The sequence below is a fragment of the Mycobacterium basiliense genome (assembly GCF_900292015.1).
Taxonomy (GTDB): domain Bacteria; phylum Actinomycetota; class Actinomycetes; order Mycobacteriales; family Mycobacteriaceae; genus Mycobacterium; species Mycobacterium basiliense.
Genome location: NZ_LR130759.1, coordinates 4,042,248 through 4,068,047 on the forward strand (window position 1 = coordinate 4,042,248; position 25,800 = coordinate 4,068,047).

The 25,800-nt window shown below is 65.5% G+C and carries 23 protein-coding genes and 1 tRNA gene; 9 read left to right on the plus strand and 15 right to left on the minus strand.

The annotated features are described in order from the left end of the window. Window positions 1-6: 6 nt before the first annotated feature. Window positions 7-756, minus strand: coding sequence for a 3-oxoacyl-ACP reductase FabG (fabG, locus tag MB901379_RS16935; RefSeq protein WP_158019264.1), 750 nt, complete (start codon window positions 754-756; stop codon window positions 7-9). Between the two features lie 145 nt (window positions 757-901). On the opposite strand from fabG, the gene MB901379_RS16940 reads away from it, so the two are divergent. Next, window positions 902-2,065 (plus strand): acyl-CoA dehydrogenase family protein, encoded by a 1,164-nt coding sequence (locus MB901379_RS16940; protein ID WP_158017682.1) that lies wholly within the window; start codon window positions 902-904, stop codon window positions 2,063-2,065. Window positions 2,066-2,082: 17 nt separating this feature from the next. Here MB901379_RS16940 and MB901379_RS16945 read toward each other — a convergent pair whose 3' ends face one another. Both MB901379_RS16945 and MB901379_RS16950 read right to left on the minus strand, forming a co-directional pair. Then, the gene (locus tag MB901379_RS16945) at window positions 2,083-3,168 is read right to left on the minus strand and encodes a phosphotransferase family protein (protein ID WP_232021889.1); all 1,086 of its coding nucleotides are present in this window, start codon (window positions 3,166-3,168) and stop codon (window positions 2,083-2,085) included. 273 nt (window positions 3,169-3,441) lie between these two features. After that, window positions 3,442-3,523: transfer RNA gene (locus MB901379_RS16950), tRNA-Leu, on the minus strand. Between the two features lie 38 nt (window positions 3,524-3,561). Between MB901379_RS16950 and MB901379_RS16955 the strand changes: the two genes are divergently transcribed. Further along, on the plus strand, window positions 3,562-3,942 hold the full coding sequence (locus tag MB901379_RS16955; protein ID WP_158017684.1) for a hypothetical protein: 381 nt from the start codon (window positions 3,562-3,564) through the stop codon (window positions 3,940-3,942). Next, window positions 3,939-4,301 (plus strand): DUF3817 domain-containing protein, encoded by a 363-nt coding sequence (locus MB901379_RS16960; RefSeq protein WP_158017685.1) that lies wholly within the window; start codon window positions 3,939-3,941, stop codon window positions 4,299-4,301. The genes MB901379_RS16955 and MB901379_RS16960 overlap by 4 nt, the downstream gene beginning before the upstream one ends. Window positions 4,302-4,323: 22 nt before the next feature. Here the strand turns inward: MB901379_RS16960 and rdgB are convergent, their stop codons facing one another. Further along, the gene (rdgB, locus tag MB901379_RS16965; protein ID WP_158017686.1) at window positions 4,324-4,935 is read right to left on the minus strand and encodes an RdgB/HAM1 family non-canonical purine NTP pyrophosphatase; all 612 of its coding nucleotides are present in this window, start codon (window positions 4,933-4,935) and stop codon (window positions 4,324-4,326) included. 390 nt (window positions 4,936-5,325) lie between these two features. Here rdgB and MB901379_RS16970 point away from each other — a divergent pair, with 390 nt between their 5' ends. Next, entirely contained in the window at window positions 5,326-6,426 is a 1,101-nt protein-coding gene (locus tag MB901379_RS16970; RefSeq protein WP_158017687.1) for a ferritin-like domain-containing protein, read from the plus strand. 122 nt (window positions 6,427-6,548) lie between these two features. Here the strand turns inward: MB901379_RS16970 and rph are convergent, their stop codons facing one another. The 10 genes from rph to clpS all read right to left on the minus strand — a co-directional run bounded on the left by rph (window position 6,549) and on the right by clpS (window position 13,682). After that, window positions 6,549-7,328, minus strand: a complete 780-nt coding sequence (rph, locus tag MB901379_RS16975) for a ribonuclease PH (protein WP_158017688.1) — start codon at window positions 7,326-7,328, stop codon at window positions 6,549-6,551. Between the two features lie 254 nt (window positions 7,329-7,582). Beyond that, the gene (locus tag MB901379_RS16980; protein ID WP_197717819.1) at window positions 7,583-8,368 is read right to left on the minus strand and encodes a cyclic nucleotide-degrading phosphodiesterase; all 786 of its coding nucleotides are present in this window, start codon (window positions 8,366-8,368) and stop codon (window positions 7,583-7,585) included. A gap of 70 nt (window positions 8,369-8,438) precedes the next feature. Then, window positions 8,439-9,254 (minus strand): glutamate racemase, encoded by an 816-nt coding sequence (murI, locus tag MB901379_RS16985; protein WP_158019265.1) that lies wholly within the window; start codon window positions 9,252-9,254, stop codon window positions 8,439-8,441. Beyond that, entirely contained in the window at window positions 9,254-9,940 is a 687-nt protein-coding gene (locus tag MB901379_RS16990) for a rhomboid family intramembrane serine protease (RefSeq protein WP_158017690.1), read from the minus strand. The genes murI and MB901379_RS16990 overlap by 1 nt, the downstream gene beginning before the upstream one ends. A 49-nt stretch (window positions 9,941-9,989) precedes the next feature. After that, window positions 9,990-10,961, minus strand: a complete 972-nt coding sequence (locus tag MB901379_RS16995; RefSeq protein ID WP_158017691.1) for a PLP-dependent cysteine synthase family protein — start codon at window positions 10,959-10,961, stop codon at window positions 9,990-9,992. 9 nt (window positions 10,962-10,970) lie between these two features. Next, a complete protein-coding gene (locus MB901379_RS17000; RefSeq protein ID WP_158017692.1) occupies window positions 10,971-11,243 on the minus strand; it encodes a MoaD/ThiS family protein in 273 nt (90 codons plus the stop codon). Window positions 11,244-11,264: 21 nt separating this feature from the next. After that, a complete protein-coding gene (locus MB901379_RS17005; RefSeq protein WP_158017693.1) occupies window positions 11,265-11,678 on the minus strand; it encodes a Mov34/MPN/PAD-1 family protein in 414 nt (137 codons plus the stop codon). A gap of 1 nt (window position 11,679) precedes the next feature. Further along, complete coding sequence (locus tag MB901379_RS17010; protein WP_158017694.1) at window positions 11,680-12,768, minus strand: P1 family peptidase; 1,089 nt, start codon at window positions 12,766-12,768, stop codon at window positions 11,680-11,682. Then, on the minus strand, window positions 12,765-13,352 hold the full coding sequence (aosR, locus tag MB901379_RS17015; protein WP_158017695.1) for an oxidative stress transcriptional regulator AosR: 588 nt from the start codon (window positions 13,350-13,352) through the stop codon (window positions 12,765-12,767). The genes MB901379_RS17010 and aosR overlap by 4 nt, the downstream gene beginning before the upstream one ends. Before the next feature lie 24 nt (window positions 13,353-13,376). Further along, window positions 13,377-13,682, minus strand: a complete 306-nt coding sequence (clpS, locus tag MB901379_RS17020) for an ATP-dependent Clp protease adapter ClpS (RefSeq protein WP_158017696.1) — start codon at window positions 13,680-13,682, stop codon at window positions 13,377-13,379. Window positions 13,683-13,748: 66 nt separating this feature from the next. Here clpS and MB901379_RS17025 point away from each other — a divergent pair, with 66 nt between their 5' ends. Together MB901379_RS17025 and MB901379_RS17030 are read left to right on the plus strand one after the other, a co-directional pair. Then, the gene (locus MB901379_RS17025) at window positions 13,749-15,065 is read left to right on the plus strand and encodes a nicotinate phosphoribosyltransferase (protein ID WP_158017697.1); all 1,317 of its coding nucleotides are present in this window, start codon (window positions 13,749-13,751) and stop codon (window positions 15,063-15,065) included. Window positions 15,066-15,086: 21 nt separating this feature from the next. Then, window positions 15,087-17,105, plus strand: a complete 2,019-nt coding sequence (locus MB901379_RS17030; protein WP_158017698.1) for an ATP-dependent DNA helicase — start codon at window positions 15,087-15,089, stop codon at window positions 17,103-17,105. A gap of 1 nt (window position 17,106) precedes the next feature. Here the strand turns inward: MB901379_RS17030 and MB901379_RS17035 are convergent, their stop codons facing one another. Next, entirely contained in the window at window positions 17,107-19,719 is a 2,613-nt protein-coding gene (locus MB901379_RS17035; protein WP_158017699.1) for a glycosyltransferase family 1 protein, read from the minus strand. A 219-nt stretch (window positions 19,720-19,938) separates the two neighbouring features. On the opposite strand from MB901379_RS17035, the gene MB901379_RS17040 reads away from it, so the two are divergent. The 3 genes from MB901379_RS17040 (at window position 19,939) to MB901379_RS25080 (ending at window position 25,778) form a co-directional block, all read left to right on the plus strand. Further along, the gene (locus MB901379_RS17040; RefSeq protein WP_158017700.1) at window positions 19,939-22,023 is read left to right on the plus strand and encodes an alpha-1,4-glucan--maltose-1-phosphate maltosyltransferase; all 2,085 of its coding nucleotides are present in this window, start codon (window positions 19,939-19,941) and stop codon (window positions 22,021-22,023) included. Window positions 22,024-22,029: 6 nt separating this feature from the next. Further along, the gene (gene glgB / locus MB901379_RS17045; protein ID WP_158017701.1) at window positions 22,030-24,225 is read left to right on the plus strand and encodes a 1,4-alpha-glucan branching protein GlgB; all 2,196 of its coding nucleotides are present in this window, start codon (window positions 22,030-22,032) and stop codon (window positions 24,223-24,225) included. Window positions 24,226-24,443: 218 nt separating this feature from the next. After that, window positions 24,444-25,778 (plus strand): PE family protein, encoded by a 1,335-nt coding sequence (locus MB901379_RS25080; protein ID WP_158017702.1) that lies wholly within the window; start codon window positions 24,444-24,446, stop codon window positions 25,776-25,778. Window positions 25,779-25,800 lie beyond the last annotated feature (22 nt).

Here is a 25,800-nt window from a genome sequence, read left to right on the forward strand (position 1 = left end):
CCTCTCCTAGATGTGCCGGCCGCCGGTGACGTCCATAACGGTGCCGGTCATGTATGAGGAAAGGTCGGAGGCCAGGAACAAGGCGACACTTGCCACCTCGCTGGGCTCCCCGGCTCGTCCCATCGGGATCTCGGCGACCTTTTGGTCCCAAATGCGCTGCGGCATTGCCTCGGTCATGGCCGAGCGGATCAACCCGGGTGCGATCGCGTTTACCCGCACACCCAGGTGTGCGAGCTCTTTGGCGGCCGCCTTGGTCATCCCCACAATTCCGGCTTTGGCCGCCGAGTAGTTGGTTTGCCCAATCATTCCGACCTTGCCCGATACCGACGACATGTTCACGATCGCGCCGCGCTTGTTCTCCCGCATGACCGCGGCCGCCAGCCGGGTGCCGTTCCACGTCCCTTTCAGGTGCACGTCGATGACCTGATCGAACTGCTCTTCGGTCATCTTGCGCATCGTCGCGTCGCGAGTGATTCCGGCGTTGTTAACCATCACGTGCAGGCCGCCGAAACGCTTGATGGCGGTCTGGATGAGCGCATCGACTTCGTCCGTCTTGGTTACATCGCACCGCACGGCCAAAGCAACATCCTCACCACCGAGCCGCTTAGCCGCGATCTCGGTCGCGTCGAGATTCACGTCGCCGAGCACCACGCGCGCGCCCTCGGCGACGAATCGCTCGGCGATGGCGAATCCCAAGCCCTGGGCTCCACCGGTGACTACCGCAGTCTGACCGCTCAGTAACGACACCGCTATCACGCATCCCAACGTCTCTTGCCCGCAGCCGGGCTCCAGTTTCAAATATCATATTTCATATATGATCCTGCCATAGGCTGGCCCATCCGATAAACCCTGGCCCCCGACCTGCGGTTTCGCCGAACACCCGCCAAAGGAGCATCCACCGATGACCGCCCCCGACGTATCTGACGAGGATTTCCAGCAGATCCTGGCCCAAACGCGCCACTTCGTTCGCGCCGTCGTGATCCCGCGCGAACAGGAGATTCTGGACCATGACCGGGTACCCGACGAGCTGCGTGATCAGGCCAAAAAGATGGGCTTGTTCGGCTATGCCATTCCCCAGGAGTGGGGTGGGCTCGGTCTCAATCTGGTGCAGGACGTCGAGATGGGGCTGGAGCTGGGCTACACCTCGCTGGCGTTGCGGTCGATGTTCGGCACCAACAACGGCATCGCCGGGCAGGTGCTCGTCGGATACGGTACCGACGAGCAAAAGGGCCGCTGGCTGGAGCCGATGGCCGCAGGTGACTGTGTCGCCTCCTTCGCCCTGACCGAACCCGGCGCCGGATCCAATCCGGCCGGGCTGCGCACCAAAGCCGTTAGTGACAATGGTGATTGGGTGATCTCGGGCCAGAAGCGCTTTATCACCAACGCCCCGGCGGCCAACCTGTTCGTCGTCTTTGCGCGCACCAGGCCCGCCGACGACCAGGGTCCCGGTATCGCGGTCTTTCTAGTACCCGCCGACGCCGACGGCGTCGAAGTGGGCGCCAAGGACGCCAAGATGGGTCAAGAAGGCGCCTGGACCGCCGACGTCAGCTTCACCGACGTCCGCGTCGAGGCCGGTGCACTGGTCGGCGGCTCCGAGGACATCGGCTACCGCGCGGCAATGACTTCACTTGCGCGGGGCCGCGTGCACATCGCCGCGATCGCGGTGGGCGCGGCGCAGCGTGCGCTCGACGAATCCGTGGCATACGCGGCCACCGCGACCCAGGGGGGTACGCCCATCGGCGACTTTCAGCTGGTCCAGGCGATGCTCGCCGACCAACAGGCCGGAGTGCTAGCCGGCCGCGCACTGGTCCGTGATGCCGCATGGTTGTGGGTTACCGAGCAGGATCGCCGGATCGCACCGTCGGCCGCGAAGCTCTTCTGTACCGAGATGGCGGGCAAGGTAGCCGATCTCGCAGTACAAATCCACGGCGGCAGTGGCTACATGCGCGGGGTTCCGGTCGAGCGCATCTATCGTGACGTTCGCCTGCTCCGGCTCTATGAAGGCACGAGCGAGATTCAGCAATTGATCATCGGCTCGAACCTGGTCAAGGCCGCGCAGCGATAGCCGAAGCTTGGGGCAATTCAGCCGATCAGCTCCAGCGTTCTCAGATCGCGAATCGCCTGGCAACCGCGCCGCAGCATGGTCAGCACCATCTCGTCACCGCGCTGAGTGGCGGTGGCGAACGCAAACCCCAGCGCTGAGATCAACACCGCCTGGGGCATCCCGAGCCGGTAATCGCGCCAACATGTTTCACGGTCGTAGCCGGTAACGCCGTGGCCCACGAGGGCTCGGTAGTACTCGTCGACGAGGCTTTCCTCGACCGACGCACGCAGGCGTGAGTCAAGGCTAGTGGCCGTGAAGTACGCCAAGTCCCGGGCGGGCAGACCTATTCCGAGGGTCTGCCAGTCAACCACACTCACCCAGCTGCCGTCCGGGTCGAACAACAGGTTGTCCAGCCGGAAGTCGCCATGTAGCAACGCGAACCGTCGCGGTTCGGCAAGTAGCCACGGGGTGATCAAACCCATTGCTGCATTGAATGTTTCGCAGTCTTCGGGGTTGATCCTGGTACCGATCCTGTCCAGGGTGATCTCGGCGCTCATCTTGGCCACATCGCCAAGGCCCTTGGCGGATTCCGCGTCCGGAAGCGGGAACGCGATCCCCGGGAGGTTCAGCCAGCTCTCATCGCACCAGCTGGGTCCGTGCAAACCGGCCAACGCCGTCACCGCCAACCGGGCTTCCTGGGCGTCGCAGCCGGCGAGCTGGTCACCCTGCACCGCCGGCGCCTGGTCGGCCAGCAGCAACGCGAATTGCATTGCATCATCAGTAATCTCGCAATAGAAGCAGCGAGGCGCGGGCACCCGGACCCGGTCGACAACGGAGGTGTAGAACGCACATTCGCTGCGATAGCCGATGATGACTCGGTCGCGTACGGTGTCGTCCTGGGCCGGCAGCTTGATCACAAACGTATGCGGCAAGGTACCCGGATCCGTCCCGTATCTGGCGGTTACCCGGTAGGTGGCTCCGGTCTGTCCGGTACCGATGGGCGCGACATCGACGCCGGAAACCTCGACGTGAGTGCCCTGGCTCCTGAGCGCCGTCGATAGCCAATCGGGGGTCACATCGTCAGGGGACCGGGGAGTCGACCGTCCCCCCACCGTTGTGGACACTTGCGCCTCCCGGAGGACACCAACCAGCAAACCGACCCGACTGGTCAACTGTAAGTCATACGGCAGCTGCCGGGTTGTGCGCGCTGACCCGAAGGTGGCCGCTGGTCGTCGATCGGAGGTGCGCTCAGGACGGCGCATTGGCTGCGGCCCGGGCGCGTGCGCGACCGGCGGTCTGACCGACCCCCAGAGCCCGGGGGAGGCGGATGCCGAACACGCAGCGCATGTCTACGCCAACCGCCCGCCCGCCACCGATCAATATCAGTCACACAAAAGTGCGCAAGGGGGGACTCGAACCCCCACGTCCGAAGACACTGGAACCTAAATCCAGCGCGTCTACCAATTCCGCCACTCGCGCCTGGCGCTCCATAGACTACCGCGCGGTACCGTCGAGGGGTGTCCACTACACATCGTCGCAGGCCCGCGCTGATCGCCCTGGTGATTATCGCCGCATGCGGCTGCCTGGCGCTCGGCTGGTGGCAGTGGACCAGGTTTCAATCGACATCGGGTAGTTTCCAGAATCTGGGTTATGCGCTGCAGTGGCCGCTGTTCGCCTGGTTTTGCGTCTACGCCTACCGCAAGTTCGTTCGCTATGAGGAAACACCGCCGGAGCCGCATAACGCCGGCGCGATAACCGAGATACCCGCCGGACTACTGCCCGAGCGCCCCATGCCCGCCGAACCGCCCAGCGACGATCCCGCATTGCTGGAGTACAACGTCTATTTGACCGAACTCGCTCACGACGATGCCGAAAAACAGAACAGGACCACCGCATGACCACACCGGAGACCCCCGAAGCGCAGCACACTCCGGCGTCCTTCCCCGTCGAGAAGATTCGCACCGCGCTGCTTGGCTACCGCGTCATGGCGTGGACAACCGGTATCTGGCTGATCGCACTGTGCTACGAGATCGTGGTGCGCTACGTCGTCAAGGTGGACAACCCGCCAACCTGGATCGGCGTGGTACACGGTTGGGTGTACTTCACCTATCTGCTGTTTACCGCCAATCTGGCGGTAAAAGTGCGCTGGCCGATCGGCAAAACCGTCGGCGTCCTGCTGGCCGGAACGATCCCGCTGCTGGGCATCATCGTCGAGCACTTCCAGACCAAAGACATCAAGGCACGCCTCGACGTGTGACGGCCCCGCGGTGTGACTGGTGTCACTGCCGACCGGCCGCCAGGGTTCGCAGCGCCGGCAGCAGCAGCATCAGCGCGCGGCCACGATGCGAGACCGCATCCTTCTCGGCGGGACTCATTTGCGCGGCGGTGCGCTCATCACCCGCGGGGATGAAGACCGGGTCGTAGCCGAATCCGCCGTCCCCGCTCGCCCGCCGAGCGATTGTGCCGGGCCACTCGCCGCGCACCACCACCGCGTCAGATGGTGTCACCAGCGCGCACGCCGAGACGAATGCCGCACCGCGGCGCTCGTCGGGCACATCGCTCAGCTGGGCCAGCAATAGCGCGGTGTTGGCGGCGTCGTCGCCGTGCCGACCGGACCACCTTGCAGACAACACCCCGGGCATTCCGTTGAGCGCGGCCACCTCGAGGCCGGAGTCGTCGGCGACGCTGGGCAGACCGGTTGCCATGGCCGCGTCCCGCGCTTTGGCCAGCGCGTTGTCCTCGAATGTCGCGCCCGTTTCGGGTGCTTCTTCAAAGGGCGCCACATCATTGAGCGACACCAGCGTCAGCCCGGCCAGCCCGGCGCCGTCGAGCACCCGTCGTAGCTCGGCCAGCTTCTTGGGATTGCGGCTGGCGACCAGCAGCCGGATCACCTACTCGTCCAAAGGGAGGTCATCAGCGGCTGCGGGAACCACCTCGTCGTGCAACCGGTGCGGGCGCCGGCCTGCCACGCGGGCAGTTGTCGAATCCAAAGCGTCATCACTGCCCAAAACTTAGCCGCACCGGCTGTGGCCCCGGAGCCCACGCCCGACTTCCCGAGTCTGATGGACGCGTCGACGACGATGGCAACCGCACCGTCGACCCTGCCCACCCAATGACCAACACGACAACGCCCACGGACTCGAACCGCGTTGACCAGATCCGCTAGCCGACGGCATCCAACCGGTACGACGACTGTCAGGGCCGGCGGGCCCGTACGCGGTACAATGTGATACTCGTCATATGACCACTGGTCACGCCGGGGCGCAGAAAGGCGGCAGCTCATGAGCACGAAAGACAAGTACACGGCCGTGCCCGAGCCGTACGCGTGGGAGGTCCCCAGCGCCGGCGACGCGCGGTTCACGTGGGAGTACGACGACGGTCGCGCCCGGCTCCTTTCCCTGTACCAAAAGGGAAAGGACAAGCAGTGGGACGCCCAGTCACGCATCGACTGGGGGCAAGACGTCGACCCGATGAACCCGATCGCGCTGCCCGACGAGTTTCATCCGCTGTTCGGCAGCCCGATGTGGGACGCCGCAGACGACGCACGTCGCGCCGAGATGCGTCAGCATTTCCAGGCCTGGCAGCTCTCACAGTTCCTGCACGGCGAACAGGGCGCGATGGTGTGCGCGGCCAAGATCGTCGAGGTGGTGCCGGACCTGGACGCCAAGTTCTACGCGGCCACCCAGACCATGGACGAGGCCCGGCATGTCGAGGCGTTCTCACGATTGCTGCAAGAGAAGGTCGATGTGGTCTACCCGATCAACAAGCACCTGACGGCACTGCTGGACGACACCCTGCGTGACTCGCGCTGGGACATGCCTTACCTCGGCATGCAGGTACTCATCGAGGGGCTCGCGCTCGCCGCCTTCGGCGTGCTGCGTGACATGGCGGCGCCGGACTCGCTGGCCAAGCAGGTGTTGGCCTACGTCATGCAGGACGAGGCCCGGCATGTCGCGTTCGGCCGCATCTCCCTGAAGGACTACTACGCCGCGTTGACCGAAACCGAGCGAGGCGAGCGGGAGGAGTTCGTCATCGACGCCTGCTACCTGATGCGCGACCGGTTCCGCGGCGAGGAAGTTTTCGAGACCCTCGGCATGGACGTCAAAGCGTGCGCCGAGTGGGTCGACACCTCGCCGCTGATGATCCAGTTCCGCTCGCACCTATTCAGCCGCATCGTGCCGATCGTCAAGGACATCGGGCTGTGGGGCGACAAGGTGCAAAAGGCCTTCCGGGACATGGGCGTCCTGGACATGGCCGGCTCCAACATCGAGGAGCTGATGAAGGCCGACGAGGATCAAGCCGACGCGCTGGACAAAGCGCACGCCGAGATGGCCGACCGGGCCGCCGAGGTGGACGAGATGATCACGGCGGGCGCGAGCTAGGCGGGCCCGGCGACTCGTTTCGGTCTACCGCCGACCAGCCATCGCGAACGCGTTCGACGCGTCAACGGGCCGGCGATCGCTTGCGTTGTGGCCACCGCCTCGGCGATCGATCAGCAGCCGGGTCAGCTTCCGAATGCTTTCGGCGGCGGCGGCCCCTCCGGCAGCACACCGGGATACGGTAGCGCCAGCGCGTCGCGCTGTGCGGCAAACAGGGTGTCGCAGGCACCCAACGCCATGTCGAGTAGCTTGTCCAGCGTTGACCGCGGGAACGTCGCGCCCTCGCCGGTGCCCTGTATCTCCACCAGGGTCCCGGTGTCGGTGGCGACGACGTTCATGTCGACCTCGGCGCGGGAGTCTTCCTCGTAGGGCAAATCCACCCGGATTCGGCCGTCCACCACGCCGACACTGACCGCGGCAATGGCACACGACAACGGCCGGGGATCCGAGAGTTTGCCCGCCGCCGACAGATAGGTCACCGCGTCTGCCAACGCCACGTAGGCGCCGGTGATGGCCGCAGTACGGGTGCCGCCGTCGGCCTGCAACACATCGCAATCGACGGCAATGGTGTTCTCCCCCAGGGCCGCCAAGTCGATGCACGCCCGCAGCGAACGGCCGACCAGCCGGCTGATCTCCTGGGTGCGTCCCCCGACTCGCCCTTTCACCGATTCCCGGTCCGAGCGAGTGTGGGTGGCCGACGGCAGCATTGCGTACTCCGCGGTGAGCCAGCCCAGACCCGATCCCTTGCGCCAGCGGGGCACCCCTTCGGTGACGCTGGCCGTGCACATCACCTTGGTGCGACCGAATTCAATCAGTACCGACCCCGCAGGGTTTTCGGTGAAGCCCCGGGTGATGACCACCTCGCGCAGCTCGTCGTCGAGACGGCCGTCTTCTCGTTTGGACACGACGCCAACCCTAGCCCGCCGACGACGCCCGCTTCCCAGGCGCGGGCAGGAGGCAGGCAATCCCACCCCAGCCCGCCGACGATGCGCGCTGCGCCGGCCGACATACGCACATCGCGGGGCCAACGCCAGCAGGTCAACGGCTGCGCGCAGTCGCGGTCCATTCGGTCGCGAAATCGCCGCAGCTGCTTAAGGTCTCGCAGACACCGTATATGCGCGAAGCAACGCGGTATGCGCCACGTCAGCACCAAACTTGGCTAGCTGGCCGCCGCGGGCCGCCTGACTTCGAAGGTCTCGTCGCACACCACCGCGTGCACCGGTCCGTCAAACTCGGCCTTGGCCTCACTGATCACATCTTCGCGCGAGGTCCACGGCGGAATGTGGGTCAACAGAAGCTCGCGCACACCGGCACGCGCGGCGGCCCGTCCGGCCTCCGTGCCGGACAGATGCAGGTCCGGCGGACGGTCCGGAGAGTGTGTCCAGGAGGCCTCGCACAAGAAAACGTCGGCGCCGCGAGCCAGCTCGACAAGCTGGTCACACATGCCGGTATCACCGCTGTACACCAAGGACGCGCCGGTGGCATCGGTAAAGCGCATACCGTAGGACTCCGTCGGATGCGCCACCACCCTGGGCACCACCGTGACGGTGCCCAAAGTCACCGGTTCACCATCGACCCAATGGTGGACGTCGAAGATGTCCGAGCAATCGTCGATCTCCCCGCCGAAGGGTGACGACGCCGCGCCCAACCGCGACCAGGTGTCGCTCGGGCCGTACAACAACGCTTTCCCTTTGGGGCGTGAGGGGTGATACCGCCGCCAGACGAACAAGCCCGGCATATCCAAGCAGTGATCGGCGTGCAGATGTGACAGCAACACGTGCGCCTCGGCGGGATCCATGTGCCGTTGCAGGGCGCCGAGCACGCCCCCGCCGAAGTCGATGACGATCGGCGGGGTATCCGGGGCCCGGAGCAGATAACCGGACGCGGCCGAATCCGGACCCACGACGCTGCCGGAGCATCCGAGCACGGTTATTCGCACGGACACTACTGTGCCATGCCCGATAGGGCGATGAAGAATACATCGCCGCATTGGGTCAGCAGAATCTTGCGCACGGTTATTTGACAACCGTGTGACGAACGGGTTCCACACCGGTAACCGCGGGCCCCAGGAAACGCGCCGCCAATGCAATGAATGCCTCCGGGTCACCGGTGGCTTCAAACACCCGGGTGGCCGGCGGCCCGTCATGCGGACGCAACAGATCGAATTCAGTCAGCACTCGCAGAACTTCCTTGGCGGTCTCTTCGGCGCTGGAAACCAGGGTGACGTTGTCACCCATCGCCAGCTGAATCAGTCCGGACAGCAGCGGATAGTGCGTGCAGCCAAGCACCAATGTGTCGACCCCGGCGCGCTGCAGGGGCTCCAGGTAGCCCTCAGCCAGTCCCAGCACCTGCCGACCGCTGGTAACGCCACGCTCGACGAAATCCACGAACCGGGGGCAGGCCACGGCGGTGATCTCGGTGTCCCGCGCGGCGGCGAACGCGTCCTGGTAGGCGTGTGAGGTGATGGTGGCCTTTGTGCCGATCACGCCGATCCGGCCATTGTGGGTGGCCGCGACCGCGCGCCGCACGGCCGGCAGTATCACTTCGACGACGGGCACGTCGTAGCGTTCGCGGGCATCTCGCAGGCATGCCGCCGATGCCGAGTTGCAGGCGATCACTAACGCCTTCACCCCGCGCTCGACCAGGTCGTCACCGATCGCTAGAGCATGCGCGCGAATCTCGGGGATGGTCAGTGGGCCGTAGGGGCCGTTTCCGGTGTCTCCGACGTAGACGATGTGCTCATCGGGAAGTTGGTCGATGATGGCCCTCGCGACGGTCAACCCGCCGACGCCGGAGTCAAAGACTCCGACGGGCGCCAACGCCGCAGTCATCATTTCGGAGGCGTCGATCGGGTGCCGGTCTTTTTCGACGCACGGGCCTTACGTTCCGGTGCGGACAGCACGTACGCGGCCACAATCCCGGCCAGCGCCCCACACAGATGGCCCTGCCAGGAGACACCACCGCACATGCCAATGCGCGGCAGCGCACCGAGCAGCACTCCGCCGTACAGCAACAAAACCGCCAACCCGATCACGATGTCCCACACTTTGCGGACAAAAAGCCCGAAAACCAGCAGGAAGGCCAGCCAGCCGAAGATCAGGCCGGAGGCCCCGATGTGGTCGGTGGGACCGCAGCTGCTGCCCACGTTGCCGATCAACCAGGTGCCAAAGCCGCCTAGGATCCACACGATCACGGTGGCCCACAGGAACCGAGACAGGCCGGCCAGGGTCATCAGAAAACCCAGCACGAGCAGTGGAACCGTATTGGCCATCAGGTGGGGCCAGTTGGCGTGCAGCAGCGGCGCGAAAATGATCCCCCACAGGCCGTCGGTTTCCAGCGGCCTGATGCCGTTGATGTCCAGTGAATGGCGAGTCAGTTGGTCGATCAGTTCGATGACGTAGAGCAGCGCGACAAAGGTGAGGATCGTGGCCCCGCCGATCATCCAGTCCGGCCGCTTGTCCGCCTGTTTGGCGGGTGTGCGCGACTTCCGACTCATTAGCGACGCCCTTCCCCGCATGCGGGTGATGCCCCCACCGCATCGCCTCCTTGATCGTGGTGGGCGCCCGTCATGCCCACAGCTGTCCTTCCAGCGCGTTCTCGGCTTCTTCAAGGCTACCGGCGTAGGCGCCGGTCGACAGGTACTTCCAGCCGGCGTCGGCGACCACGAAAGCGATGTCTGCACGCTCACCGGCGGCCAGTGCTTTGGCTCCCATGCCGAGTGCGGCATGCAGCACCGCGCCGGTCGAGATCCCGGCGAAGATGCCTTCGGTGTCCACCAACTCACGGGTGCGGCGCACCGCGTCTTGGGCGCTGACCGAGTAGCGGGTGGTCAGCACCGACGAGTCATACAGTTCGGGCACGAACCCTTCGTCGATATTGCGCAGGGCATACACCCCTTCGCCGTAGCGGGGCTCGGCCGCCACGATCTTGACGTCGCGAACCCGCTCGCGCAGAAACCGGCCGGTACCCATCAGCGTGCCGGCGGTACCGAGGCCGGCGATGAAATGGGTGATTTCGGGCAGGTCCGCGACCAGCTCGGGTCCGGTACCGCAGTAGTGCGCATCGCTGTTGGCACAATTGCCGTACTGGTACAGCATCACCCATGACGGGTTTGCCGCGGCAAGTTCCTTTGCGGTGGCCACCGCGGTATTGGATCCGCCTTCGGCAGCCGAGAAGATTATTCGCGCACCGTAGAGTTCCAGCAGCTGACGCCGTTCCACCGAGGTGTTCTCCGGCATCACACAAATCAGCCGGTAGCCCTTCAACCGGGCCGCCATCGCCAGCGATATACCGGTGTTTCCACTGGTCGGCTCGAGGATGGTGGCGCCCGGCGCCAGCCGCCCGTCCACTTCGGCCTGTTCGATCATGCGCAGCGCCGGCCGATCCTTGATCGACCCGGTCGGATTGCGATCTTCCAGTTTGGCCCACAACCGCACGTGCGGTGCCCCGGCCTCGTCGGCCCAGCGCGGCGACAGGCGCTGCATGCCTACCAGTGGGGTGTTCCCCAGGGCCGCCAACAGCGACTCATATCGGGTCATGCGCTCCGCTTATCCGCCCGCTACGGCGGGCAGGATGGTCACCGAGTCGCCGTCGGCGATCGCGGTGTCCAGGCCTCCGGAGAATCGAACGTCCTCGTCGTTGACATAGACGTTGACGAACCGGTGCAACTTGCCGTCATCGATCAGGCGCCCGGAGATGCCCGAGTAGTTGGCCTCCAGATCGTTGATGACCGCGCCCAGCGTGTCTCCGGTCGCCGAGACTCGTTTCTGCCCACCGGTATGGGGTCGCAGGATGGTCGGAATGGATACGGTGACGCTCATGCTGGCCTTTCTCGGGGTCGTTCAATACTGCTCGACGACATTGACGGGCTCTTCGGTCACCGCGCCCCCAACGATGCGATAGCTGCGCAGCTCGTCACGGTCGGGATCACGCGTGGACACCAGCACATAATGCGCCTGCGGCTCACTGGCCAGGTTGACGTCGGTGCGGCTCGGATAGGCCTCGGTGGCCGTGTGTGAGTGATAGATGACCACCGGTACCTCGTCGGCGCTGTCCATGGCGCGCCACACCTTGAGTTGCTCGATCGAATCGAAGCGGTAGAACGTCGGTGAACGTTCGGCATTGGTCATCGGGATATGCCGCTCAGGACGGTCGGACCCCTCCGGCCCGGCCAGCACACCGCAGGCCTCGTCGGGATGATCGCGGCGCGCATGGCTGACCATCGCATCGACCAAATCGGCACGAATCACCAACACCTCACCGCTCGCCTCTCCGGGATTTCGAAGAACTCCGAGATTCCCCAAACGCCCCGGGCAACATGTCGCGATAGCTCAGTATTCCGGTCAAAGACTTGGCGGCGATCACACCGCCCACCACCGCACGAGCCACGCAATCGGCCGCGGCCACTCCCACAGCGGTGACCAGCCCGGTTTCCGGGGACAGTGCGGCGGGCACACCGGGTTCTGGGGGCATGTCGAGCGCCCCGGTAGCCAGGGCGAAGATTGTGTCGCCGTCCAGCGGCGTGTGTGCCGGCCGGATCGTGCGGGCCAACCCGTCATGAGCGGCAATCGCAACGCGCTGGCACGCCGCTGGACTGAGCGCGGCGTCCGTGGCGACCACTCCGATCGTTGTGTTCAGCGGGCTGCCGAGCGCACTCAATGGTGACGGCAGCTGCGCCAGCGCGGCGATCTGCTCGGCTGGCGGGGCAGTCAGCCTGAACTCGCCGATGAGGTCTGCCATCCAGGGCAGGCCGGTGCTCGGGTCGACGACCTCGCCGGCGGAGTTCACCACCACCACCGCGCCGACCGTCACCCCGGATGGCAACGTGATGGACGCTGTCCCGACGCCGCCTTTGAGGACACCGGCACGCGCGCCCACCCCGGCGCCGATCGTGCCCACCGCCAGTGGCTCATGGACGCCCACACCCCCGCCGGCGGCCGCACAGGCCGAATAGCCGAAGTCGGCGGTCGGGCGACAATCCCAGCCGCCGACGGGCAGATCAAAAATGACTGCACCCGGCACGATGGGCACCACCCCACCGCTCATCGCGACCCCGCGATCGTGTTCTTCCAGCCAGCGCATGACGCCGTCGGCGGCGGCCAGACCATAGGCGCTGCCGCCGGCCAGCAGCACCGCGTCCACGAACCGCACGCTGTTGACCGGGGCTAACAGGTCGGTCTCCCGGGTGCCGGGCGCACCACCGCGACAATCGACCGCGCCGGCGGTCCCTGGCGGCGTCAGCACAACCGTGACTCCGCAAGCCCAGCCGGCGCCGACCGACGCGTCGGCGTCGAGCCGCTGGTAGTGGCCGACGCGGATGCCCCCCACGTCGGTGATGGAGCTCATCCGCCGGGCTTCCCCATCAACACCAGGACCAGGTACTCCTGCAGGACTGTCAACCACTGGTAGACGTCGTAATGCGGGCCCAACGGATGATCGGCCGGCAGACGCTCGGGGCCTTGCGGACCGACGTCAAGCAGCACGCCGAGGGTCAACCGCAGGTCGTTGACCGCGGTGACCCACGCGTTGGCGCTCTCCTCGGTCAATTCAAGCCGGCCGCCCTTGTCCGGAACGGTATCCAAGAGCTGCTGTGCAGCAGCACGTTTGGCATCGATAATTTCCGGCTCATGCAAGCTGCGCAACGCCGAGTTGAGCGTCTCGGAGGCGTCGAGGGTCATCGGGTCACCCTCGTCCTGCCGGTAGAAATCCGGCAACAGCCGACGCAGCGTCGGGTCGCCCGGACGCTCTGCGTGCCCGGTCTTTATGCCGGTGATCTCCTCGAGTTCGTCTGACGGCGAGGAGGATTGGCGGTCGTCGAGGAGTCCGATCATCGCGCCGACCAAGTTTTTGAGCAAGGCCGCCTCGTGTGGGGCCAAGGACGACCGAAAACGGGGACCGTTGCGGGTGTCAACGCGCTTCCATTTGCGCACAGTGGATCGGGATACCCTCGAATCTCACCGGTCCCGCTGCATCGTCGCCCACAAACCGGCGGCATGCAGTTTGGACACGTCGACTTCCATGGCCTCCCGGCTACCGGCCGACACCACCGCCCTGCCCTCGTTGTGCACTTGCAGCATCAGCTTGGTGGCATGCGGCTCGCTGTAGCCGAACAACTTCTGAAACACATACGTCACGTACGTCATCAAATTGACCGGGTCGTCCCACACGATGGTCACCCACGGACTGGCCGCCACATCGACCGACGCGGACTCGCGTTGCCCGGTCGAGCCGGGCTTGGCGGGCGCTGAGGCAACAACCATAGCCCTAGGATAGCGAGCCAATGCCGTGGATTCCGAGTACCTGACGCGAACCGCTACGGTTGCGGTGTGAAGGACCCGGTCTTGGCTGGCCTACTGACCGACAAGTACGAGTTGACCATGCTGGCGGCCGCCCTACGGGACGGTACCGCCGATCGCCGGACGAGTTGGGACGTGTTCGCCCGCCGGCTGCCACTGGGCCGCCGATACGGGGTGGTCGCCGGAACCGGGCGACTACTTGAGCTGTTGCCACAGTTCAGGTTCGATGACCAAGCCTGTCAATTGCTGGCTGAGTTCCTCGATCCCGACACGGTGGATTACCTGCGGGATTTTCGGTTCGGCGCCGATATCGATGGCTACGCCGAAGGCGAGCTGTACTTCCCGGGCTCCCCGGTACTTTCCGTGCACGGCAGTTTCGCCGAGTGCGTGCTGCTGGAGACCCTGGTGTTGTCGATCTTCAATCACGACTCGGCCATCGCCTCCGCCGCCGCCCGGATGGTCAGCGCCGCCGGGGAACGCCCCTTGATCGAGATGGGCTCCCGGCGCACCCATGAACATGCCGCGGTCGCAGCTGCCCGGGCCGCCTATATCGCGGGCTTCGCCGGTTCCTCCAACCTCGAGGCCCAGCGGCGATACCGGATTCCCGCCGAAGGCACCGCCGCGCACGCGTTCACCATGCTGCACACCCAGCGGGGCCAACCCTTAGAAATGGCTGAACTCAGCGCGTTCCGCGCCCAGGTCGAAGCTCTTGGCGCCGGAACCACACTGTTGGTGGACACCTATGACGTGACCAGCGGGGTGGCCAACGCAGTGGCGGCAGCCGGCACCGCGCTCGGCGCGATCCGCATCGACTCAGGTGAGCTGGGGGTGCTGGCCCGCCAAGCGCGGCAGCAGCTCGACCAACTCGGCGCCACAAACACCCACATCATGGTCTCCGGCGATCTTGACGAATTCTCCATCGCCGCCCTACGCGCGGAGCCGGTCGACAGCTACGGCGTCGGTACCTCGCTGGTCACCGGCTCCGGCGCACCCACCGCCAGCATGGTCTACAAGCTGGTCGAAGTCGACGGCATCCCGGTGCAAAAGCGCAGCAGCCACAAGGAATCCCGCGGCGGCCGCAAGGAGGCGCTACGGGTGTCCCGCCCGAGCGGCACGATCACCGAGGAGATCGTGCATCCGGCCGACCGCCCACCCGCCATCACCGAGCCATATCGGGTGCTAACCACACCGCTGGTTCGCGGTGGGCAAGTGCTCGTCGACACCGGTGCAGCCGCGCTGCCGGCGGCCCGAAAACTTGTGACCGCGGGGTTGTGCGGCCTTCCGTGGGAAGGGTTGAAATTGTCGCCCGGTGAACCGGCGATCCCGACGCAAACGGTCGCGTCCTAAGAGCAGGCTGGGCATCACCGCGTGTCTGAGTCGACGTCCGTCCCCGCGCTACTGGCCACCGCGGTGGCCGCGCTGGGGGGCAGCCCACGGCGCGGACAGCAGGAGATGGCCGATGCGGTAGCGCAGGCATTTCGAACAGGCGAGCACCTGGTGGTGCAGGCCGGCACCGGCACCGGCAAATCGCTGGCCTACCTGATTCCTGCCATCGTCCGGGCGGTCGACGACAACACCCCCGTTGTGGTGTCTACTGCGACGATCGCACTGCAGCGTCAGTTGGTGGATCGTGACCTGCCCCGGCTCGCCGACGCGCTCGCTGACGCGCTGCCCCGCCGACCGCAGTTCGCACTGCTCAAAGGTCGACGAAACTATCTGTGCCTGAACAAGATCCATAGCGGTACCGGGACAGGCGAGTCGGACACCAATGACCAACAGCCGCAAGAGGAACTATTCAACCCGGTAGCCGTTACCGCGCTGGGCCGCGACGTGCAACGACTCACCGACTGGGCCACCGAGACCGACTCCGGCGACCGCGACGACCTCAAGCCCGGCGTGCCGGACCGATCCTGGTCCCAAGTCAGCGTTTCGGCGCGGGAATGCATCGGCGTTGCCCGTTGCCCGTATTCCGCCGAATGCTTCTCGGAACGGGCGCGCGGCGCCGCCAGCCGGGCCGACGTGGTAGTCACCAATCACGCGCTGCTTGCCATCGATGCGGTGTCCGAATCGGCTGTGCTGCCGGAGCATTCACTACTGGTCGTCGACGAGGCGCACGAGCTGGCCGACCGGGTGACCTCGGTAGCGACCGCAGAATTGACGGCGACCACCCTTAGCGTCGCCGCCCGCAGGATCGCACGGTTGGTCGGCCCGGAATTGAACCAGCGACTGGAGGCCGCATCAACAACCTTCCTGTCGGCAATCCATGACGCCAGCCCTGGCCGTATCGATCATCTCGACGACGAACTGGCGACACACCTGATAGCGCTGCGCGATGCGGCCAGCGCGGCCCGCGCGGCGATAGACAGCACCAGCGATGCCGCGGCGGCCGCGGCCCGCGCCGAAGCGGCGGCGGCGTTGGACGAGATTTCCGAGACCACATCGCGAATCCTGACGTCGTTCGCACCGGCCATCCCCGATCGCACCGATGTGGTGTGGTTGGCGCACGAGGAAAGCCGCGGTGCACCACGCACCTCGTTACGGGTGGCGCCGTTATCGGTGGCGGAGCTGCTATCCACGCACGTGTTCACCCGCTCGACGACGGTGCTGACGTCGGCGACCCTGACCGTCGGCGGGACCTTCGACCCGATGGCGACGTCCTGGGGGCTGACTGGAGTCGAATCCGGCTCCGCGACTGGCGAAGACGCGCAACCACCCCGCTGGCGTGGGCTCGACGTGGGATCGCCGTTCGAGCACGCGAAATCGGGGATCCTCTATGTGGCAGCCCATCTCCCGCCGCCGGGTCGGGACGGAACCGGCTCGGCGGAGCAACTAACCGAAATTGCCGAGCTGATCACCGCGGCCAACGGACGCACGCTCGGCCTGTTCTCCTCCATGCGGGCGGCCCGGGCCGCGGCGGATGCCATGCGCGAACGCATTGCCACCCCGGTGTTGTGCCAAGGCGAAGACAGCACGTCTGCGCTGGTCGAGCAGTTCTCCGCCGACGCCGCCACCTCCCTGTTCGGCACGCTGTCGCTATGGCAGGGCGTCGATGTACCCGGACCGTCGCTGTCTTTGGTGCTGATCGACCGCATTCCGTTTCCCCGCCCGGACGACCCGCTGCTCAGTGCGCGCCAACGTGCGGTGGCCGCTCGCGGAGGCAACGGCTTCATGGCGGTCGCCGCCAACCACGCGGCGCTGCTGCTCGCACAGGGGTCGGGTCGGCTACTACGCCGTGTTACCGACCGGGGCGTGGTGGCGATTCTGGACTCACGCATGGTGACCGCGCGGTACGGCGGCTACCTGCGCGCTTCGTTGCCGCCGTTTTGGCAGACCACCGATGCCATCCAGGTCCGTCAGGCGCTGCGCCGGCTATCGACGCTGGACTGACCTAGCCCGTGGCCAGAGTTACCAACCCAAGTTCGTTGCCAGCGGCCAGCATTGGATGACGAGGCAACACACGCACCGTGTACCCGACCGCGCCTGCCATCGGCAGTGGGGTTGTCGTCGAGAAGACGTGGGCGCCCCCGTCGGCGCCGCCGGTATACGACATTTCGACGGTGACCGGGTCCAGCAGCACATCGCCGGAGTCGACTCTGCCCAGCACGGCCTGCACCGTCACCTCATCGCAGGCCAACCCCGCTAGCTGCACGATCGCGGTCAGGGTCAGCTTCGACCCGAGCAGCGGGCTGTCGGGCAGACCGGTGCTATCGACATCGGTGATCCTGATCTTCGGCCACGCTTGCTCGGCGCGCCGACAGTAGGCGGCCAGCTCGCGGGCTGCGGTGAAGTCGGTAGGGCCATCGGCGCCGGCAATAGTCTTGCGCCGTGATTGAGCCGCCGGCACGTAATAATGCTCGACGTAATCACGCACCATCCGGGAGGCCAACACCTTGGGCCCCAACGTCTGCAAGGTGTGGCGCACCATCTCGATCCAGCGTGGCGGCACACCTCGGTCGTCACGCTCGTAGAACTTTGGCGCCACCGCTTGCTCCAGCAGGTCGTAAAGCGCGCTGGACTCCAAGTCGTCGCGCCTTTCCGGATCTGCTACGCCGTCGGCAGACGGTATCTCCCAACCATTTTCGCCGTCGTACCATTCGTCCCACCAACCGTCCCGGATGGACAGGTTCAACCCACCGTTGAGCGCGCTTTTCATTCCCGAAGTGCCGCATGCCTCCAACGGACGCAGCGGATTGTTCAGCCAAACGTCGCATCCCCAGTACAGCAACCGAGCCATGGACATGTCGTAGTTGGGCAGGAAGGCGATGCGGTGCCGCACCTCTGGTCGATCGGCGAAGCGCACGATCTGCTGGATGAGCGCCTTGCCCCCGTCGTCGGCTGGATGCGATTTTCCGGCAACGACCAGCTGTACCGGCCGTTCCGGGTCGAGCAACAGCTTCTCGAGTCGATCGGGATCACGCAGCATCAGCGTCAGCCGCTTGTACGTCGGGACCCGGCGGGCAAACCCGACGGTCAGCACCTCAGGATCGAATGCCGTAGCAATCCAACCTAATTCGGCATCTGACGCGCCGCGCTCCAGCCACGATTGGCGCAGCCGCTGGCGAACGTCATCGACCAACAATGTGCGCAGCTGCGACCGGATCCACCACAGATGACCGGGATCGACCTGCTGCAACCTCAGCCACACCGCCGGCATACTGAACGAGTCCGACCCCACCAGCTCACGACCCAGTTGCAGCCATTGCGGCGCGGCCCAGGTACGCGCGTGCACACCGTTGGTGATCGACCCGATCGGAACTTCGTCGTGGTCGAATCCTGGCCACAGCTCGCTGAACATCGCCCGACTTACCCTGCCGTGCAATAGCGAGACACCGTTGGCCCGTTGCGCCAACCGCAGACCCATGTGGGCCATGTTGAATTTCGTGGGATCGTCTTCGGCGCCCAATGCGAGGATTCGCTCCGTCGGCACGCCAGGCAGCAGCGTTGTTCCGTCATCGGCGAAGTAGCGCCGCACCATCTCCACCGGAAACCGATCGATTCCGGCGGGCACCGGGGTGTGCGTGGTGAACACGGTGCTCGACCGCACCACAGTCAAGGCGGTATCGAAATCCAATCCCGCATCGGTGATCAACTCGCGGATCCGTTCGGCTCCGAGGAAGCCCGCGTGCCCCTCGTTCATGTGGAATACCTCGGGCCCGGGCAGTCCTTGGATTGCGGTGTAAGCACGAATCGCCCGTACGCCGCCGATGCCGGCCAGGATCTCCTGCTTGATTCGGTGTTCCTGATCTCCGCCGTACAGCCGGTCGGTGACACCACGCAGGTCGTGCTCGTTTTCCGGGATGTCGGAATCCAGCAACAGCAACGGAACGCGGCCCACTTGGGCGACCCAAATCCGCGCCCGCAGCGTCGCCGAGTCCGGGAGCGTCAATTCGACCAGCGCCGGGTCACCACTGGCGTCGGTCAGTAGGCGCAACGGTAGCCCCTGCGGGTCCAGCGACGGATAGGTTTCCTGCTGCCATCCGTCCGCGGTCAGCGACTGCCGAAAGTACCCGGAGCGGTAGTAAAGACCCACGGCAATCAGCGGTAACCCAAGATCGGACGCGGCCTTCAGATGGTCACCGGCCAGAATCCCGAGGCCGCCGGAGTAATTGGGTAGCACCTCGGCGACACCGAACTCCATGGAGAAGTACGCGATACCGGTCGGCATGGCAGAGCCGGACGTCCCGGCCTCGCCGCCCTCCTGTTCGTGCTGCTGATACCACAACGGTCGGGTCAGATAGTCGTTCAAGTCGGCCGCCAGCTCGTCGAGCCGGTTCACGAACTCTTCGTCGAGAGCCAGCTCGTCGAGCCGCGCGGGCCTGACAGCGCCCAGCACCGCTACCGGGTCGTGCCCGCAACTTGCCCACAGCTCCGGGTCAATGCTGGCGAACAGGTCCTGCGTCGGCTTTTCCCACGACCATCGCAGGTTGGTCGATAGCTGGTCCAGCGCGGCGAGACGCTCGGGTAGATGAGCACGGACGGTAAACCGGCGGAGGGCTCTCACGCGTCATTACCTTACTGAGGATTTCGCTGCGTGCAGGGCTAGCCGACGACGGCTTCGCCGCCTACGGTGTGGCCGGCCACTAGGGTGGGTATGGGGCGCTATGAGCCGAGCAGACAACGACACACGAAGGACATCCTGGCGACAACCGCTGTTAATGGGTGCGGGGTTGGGGCAAACAGCGGGCCACGAGGAGACCGAAGATCAGAAACGGAGTGATTGGTGCCCGGTCGTGTCGAGATCGATGACGTCCAGCCCGTCGTCTCATGCGGCGCCTACCCCGCCAAGGCGGTGGTCGGCGAAGTAGTCCCGGTTCGTGCCTCGGTATGGCGGGAAGGGCACGAGGCGGTCGCAGCGACGTTGGTCGTCCGCTACTTGGGCCCCCGCTATCCGCATGTCACGGACGTTCGCCGGATCAAGGCGACCGCCCCGGAATCGGAGTTGGTACCCAAGACCGCCGAACAGCACCGTGTCAGACCCCTGCTGTCCCCCATGACGATGGGCGAAGAGCCCTATGTCTTCCACGGTCAGTTCACCCCCGACAGCGTCGGACTGTGGACCTTCCGGGTTGATGGCTGGGGTGATCCCATACACACCTGGCGTCATGGACTGGTTGCCAAGCTCGACGCCGGCCAGGGTGAAAACGAACTATCCAACGATTTGTTGGTGGGTGCCGGACTGTTCGAACGGGCCGCGACGGGGGTACCCCGAGCACAGCGCTGGCCGCTTTTGGAAGCCGCGACGGCGCTGCGAACACCCGGAGATCCGGTAACCCGCTCCGCACTGGCCCTCACGCCGGAAATCGACGAGCTGTTGAACGCCTACCCGCTGCGGGATCTGATCACCCGCGGCGAACAGTTCGGGATCTGGGTGGATCGGCCGTTGGCTCGGTTCGGTGGGTGGTACGAGATGTTTCCGCGCTCGACCGGCGGCTGCGATGCCCAAGGTAACCCGGTGCACGGGACGTTTGCCACCGCGGCGGCGGATCTGCCGCGTATCGCTCGGATGGGCTTCGATGTGGTGTACCTTCCGCCGATCCATCCAATCGGCAAGGTGCACCGCAAGGGCCGCAACAATAACCCCACCGCCGCGCCCGGCGATGTGGGATCGCCCTGGGCCATCGGAAGCGACGAGGGTGGCCACGACGCTGTGCACCCGGGCCTAGGCACCATCGACGACTTCGACAACTTCGTGGCAGCAGCGCGCGAATTGGGCATGGAAGTGGCGTTGGACCTCGCGCTGCAGTGCGCGCCGGACCACCCGTGGGCCACCGAACACCGCAACTGGTTCACCGAATTGCCGGACGGCAGCATTGCCTACGCGGAGAACCCGCCGAAGAAGTACCAAGACATTTACCCGCTCAATTTCGACAATGATCCCGGCGGGCTCTACGACGAAGTCCTGCGCGTGGTGCGACATTGGATTGACCATGGCGTCAAGTTCTTTCGGGTCGACAACCCTCATACTAAACCGCCCAATTTCTGGGCCTGGCTAATCGATGAAGTCAAATCTGTCGACCCCGACGTGCTGTTCTTGTCCGAGGCATTCACGCCACCTGCTCGCCAGTACGGTCTGGCCAAGCTCGGTTTCACCCAGTCCTACAGCTACTTCACCTGGCGTACGGCGAAGTGGGAGCTCACCGAATTCGGCAACGATATAGCCAAATTCGCCGACTTTCGCCGGCCCAACCTGTTCGTCAACACCCCGGATATCCTGCATGCGGTGCTGCAGCATCACGGTCCCGGCATGTTCGCCATCCGGGCCGTGCTGGCGGCGACCATGGGGCCGGCCTGGGGGGTGTACTCTGGCTACGAGCTGTTCGAGCACCGCGCTGTGCGAGAGGGCAGCGAGGAATACCTGGACTCAGAAAAGTACGAGCTGCGTCCCCGCGACTTTGCGGGCGCATTGGCCGAAGGCCGCTCGCTGGAGCCATTCATCACACAGCTCAACGCAATTCGGCGGCTGCATCCCGCGCTTCAGCAATTGCGCACGATCCATTTTCATGACATCGACAACGACGCTCTGCTGGCCTACAGCAAGTTCGACCCAGCTACCGGGGACAGCGTATTGGTGGTGGTCACCCTCAACGCCTTTGGGCTGGAAGAAGCAACACTGCGGCTGGATATGCCGGCGCTAGGCATGGAGCCCTACGAACGGTTTTGGGTCCGGGACGAAATCACCGGCGAGGAATACCAATGGGGGCAAGCCAATTACATCCGCATCGACCCCGGGCGTGCCGTTGCCCACATCATCAACATGCCACTGGTACCCATCGAATCACGAATCACGCTGCTACGTAGGAGGTGAGGGGCTGTGAGCCGAACAGATCAACTGGCCGGGGCGCACTTGGCGCCCGACCCTGCCGAACTGGCACGCCTGGTCGCGGGGGCACACCATAACCCGCACAGCATCTTGGGCGCCCACGAATACGGCGCCCACACCGTGATCCGGGCGTTTCGGCCCCATGCCGTGGGCGTCGTTGCGCTCGTCGGTGACGACCGATTCTCGATGCAGCACATCGAAGCGGGGCTGTTCGCGGTGGCGCTGCCATTCACCGGCCTGATCGATTACCGGTTGCAGGTCAGCTACCAGGGCGCTGATTCGCACACGGTCGCCGACGCATACCGTTTTCTGCCCACCCTGGGCGAAGTGGATCTCCATTTGTTCGCCGAGGGCCGCCACGAACGGCTGTGGGAAGTCCTTGGCGCTCACCCTCGCTCGTTCACCACGGCCGACGGGGTCGTGGAGGGGGTGTCGTTCGCCGTGTGGGCACCCAACGCCAAGGGCGTGAGCTTGATCGGCGATTTCAACGGCTGGACCGGCAACGACGCCCCCATGCGTGTGCTGGGTTCCTCTGGCGTATGGGAACTGTTCTGGCCCGGCTTCCCCGCCGACGGCCTCTATAAGTTCCGGGTGCACGGCGCCGACGGCGTAGTTTCCGATCGAGCTGACCCCTTTGCCTTCGGTACCGAAGTGCCGCCGCAGACGGGGTCGCGGGTGACAGTCAGCACCTACACCTGGGATGACGACCAATGGATGGCCCGCCGCGCACAGCGCAATGCCGTGTTCGAACCGATGAGCACCTACGAAGTCCACCTTGGCTCATGGCGACCCGGGCTCAGCTACCGTCAGCTAGCCCGCGAGCTGACCGACTACGTGGCAGAACACCGCTTTACCCATGTTGAGTTGCTGCCCATCGCCGAGCATCCGTTCGCCGGGTCATGGGGATATCAAGTCACGTCTTACTACGCGCCGACATCCCGCTTTGGCACACCCGACGATTTTCGGGCTCTGGTCGACGCCCTACACCAGGCTGGTATCGGCGTCATCGTCGACTGGGTGCCCGCCCACTTCCCCAAGGACGCATGGGCGCTGGGACGGTTCGACGGAACCCCGCTCTATGAGCATTCTGACCCCAAACGTGGCGAGCAACTCGACTGGGGTACTTATGTTTTCGATTTCGGACGACCGGAGGTACGCAACTTCCTGGTAGCCAACGCGCTGTACTGGCTTCAAGAGTTCCATATCGACGGCTTCCGGGTGGACGCGGTGGCATCGATGCTCTATTTGGACTACTCGCGTCCCGAGGGCGGCTGGACCCCCAACGTCTATGGTGGACGGGAAAATCTGGAGGCGGTGCAGTTCCTTCAAGAGATGAACGCCACCGCACACAAAGCGGCACCGGGCATCGTCACCATCGCTGAGGAGTCCACCTCGTGGCCCGGGGTGACCAGGCCGACCAACATCGGCGGCCTCGGCTTTTCGATGAAGTGGAACATGGGCTGGATGCACGACACGCTCGACTACGTCAGTCGCGATCCGATCTACCGCAGCTATCACCACCACGAGATGACGTTCTCGATGTTGTATGCCTTCAGCGAAAACTACGTGCTGCCACTCAGCCACGACGAGGTAGTGCACGGCAAGGGCACGCTGTGGGGGCGGATGCCGGGCAACAACCACACCAAGGCAGCCGGGCTGCGCAGCCTGCTCGCCTATCAATGGGCCCACCCCGGTAAGCAACTACTATTCATGGGTCAGGAATTCGGCCAACGCGCCGAATGGTCCGAGCAGCGTGGTCTCGACTGGTTCCAACTCGACGAGAACGGATTTTCCAACGGAATTTCGCGCCTGGTGCGCGACATCAATGACATCTACTGCACTCATGCCGCACTGTGGAGTCAAGACACCACCCCTGAAGGCTATTCCTGGATCGACGCCAATGACTCAGCCAACAACGTGTTGAGCTTTCTCCGCTACGGCAACAACGGCTCGGTAATGGCGTGCGTATTCAACTTTTCGGGTGCAGAACACGGTGGCTATCGGCTGGGCCTTCCGTGCGCCGGCCGGTGGCGTGAGGTGCTCAACACCGACGCGACCGTCTATCACGGCTCCGGGATCGGCAACCTCGGCGGGGTCGACGCGACCAACGATCCCTGGCACGGACGCCCAGCGTCGGCGGTCTTGGTACTACCGCCCAACTCCGCGTTGTGGTTGGCGCCCGCGTAGAGCGGTAAGCACCCGGGGGCCCGGGATCTTCGACGTGGGTCGACGATGGCGGACAGCGGTGGGCCAGCGGAAGGCACAAAGAAGAATGCCAAATGCCGGATAATGTTGCACTAGGCAAGATACGCTGGCCCCGGCCCAAATGGTCGATCACGACCGGGCAATATCGGTCGTCATTGCGAATTCATTTGGCCTAAAACATAATTGGAAGGTCATTTGGAATGTCGTATGTATTCACCTCGGCAGAAACCATGGTGGCGGCGGCTTGGGACTTGACCGGCATTGGCTCAGCGATCAGCACGGCCAATGCCTCGGCTGCGGCACCGACCACGGGGGTGTTGGCGGCTGGCGCCGATGAGGTATCGGCCGCTGTCGCGGAAGTGTTCGGCGAGCACGCCCAGGCCTATCAAGCGCTCGGCGCTCGACTAGCAAGCTTTCACGAGCAATTCGTTCAGACCTTAACGGCGTCTGCCAGCGCATACGGCAGCGCCGAAACCGCCGCCGCGTCGCCTTTGCAGAGCGTGCTCGATCTGGTCAATACGCCCACCCAGATGTTGCTGGGGCGCCCCTTGATCGGCAACGGTGTCGACGCCGCACCGGGATCCGGTCAAGCCGGTGGCGACGGTGGACTGGTGTATGGCAACGGTGGAGCCGGTGGGTCCGGAGCCACGGCTCAAGCCGGTGGAGCAGGCGGGGCTGCAGGACTGTTCGGCAACGGCGGACCCGGCGGCACCGGTGGCGGCGCCTCAAGCGGCACGGGTAACGGCGCATCCGGGGGCGCCGGCGGCACGGGCGGCCTGCTGTTCGGCATCGGCGGCACGGGTGGTACCGGCGGCTTCGGCGGCTCAACCGGCGGAATCGGCGGCACCGGCGGGGCCGGCGGCACCGGCGGCCTATTCGGCTTCGGGGGTCCCGGCGGCGCGGGCGGGCTGGGCTTTCACGGAGGCAGCGGCGGAGTCGGCGGCACCGGAGGACTTCTCGCCGTCGGCGGTGTTGGCGGAGCCGGCGGACTGGCCAGCGGCGCCGGAGGGATCGGCGGGATCGGCGGCGCCGGCGGAGACGGCGGGCTGCTCGGCGGCGGCGGTGCTGGCGGAAGCGGAGGCCAGAGCGTAAGCGGCGCCGGCGGCGACGGGGGCGACGGCGGCGACGGCGGGATGCTCTCCGGTAACGGTGGCTCGGGCGGCGTCGGCGGCAGCGGCACCACCAGCGTGGGAGCCGGCGGCGCCGGCGGTGACGCGGGACCACTGTTGGGCAACGGAGGGACCGGCGGCGCCGGAGCGCCCGGCGCCTCCGCCAACGGAGGGACCGGTGGGGCGGGCGGCAATGCCGGCCTGATCGGCAACGGTGGGGCCGGCGGCGTCGGCGGTAACGCGCTTGTTGACGGCTTCACCGGTGGTGACGGCGGGGTCGGCGGCGACGCCGCACTAATCGGCAACGGTGGCAACGGCGGCAACGGCGGACTGGTCAATATCCCTGGCGCCGGCGGCGCCGGTGGCACCGGCGGCGCGGGAGGGCTGTTCGGCGTCAGCGGGTCGGACGGATTGGACGCGTCGTAACCGGGCTGATAGAGGCGCAATC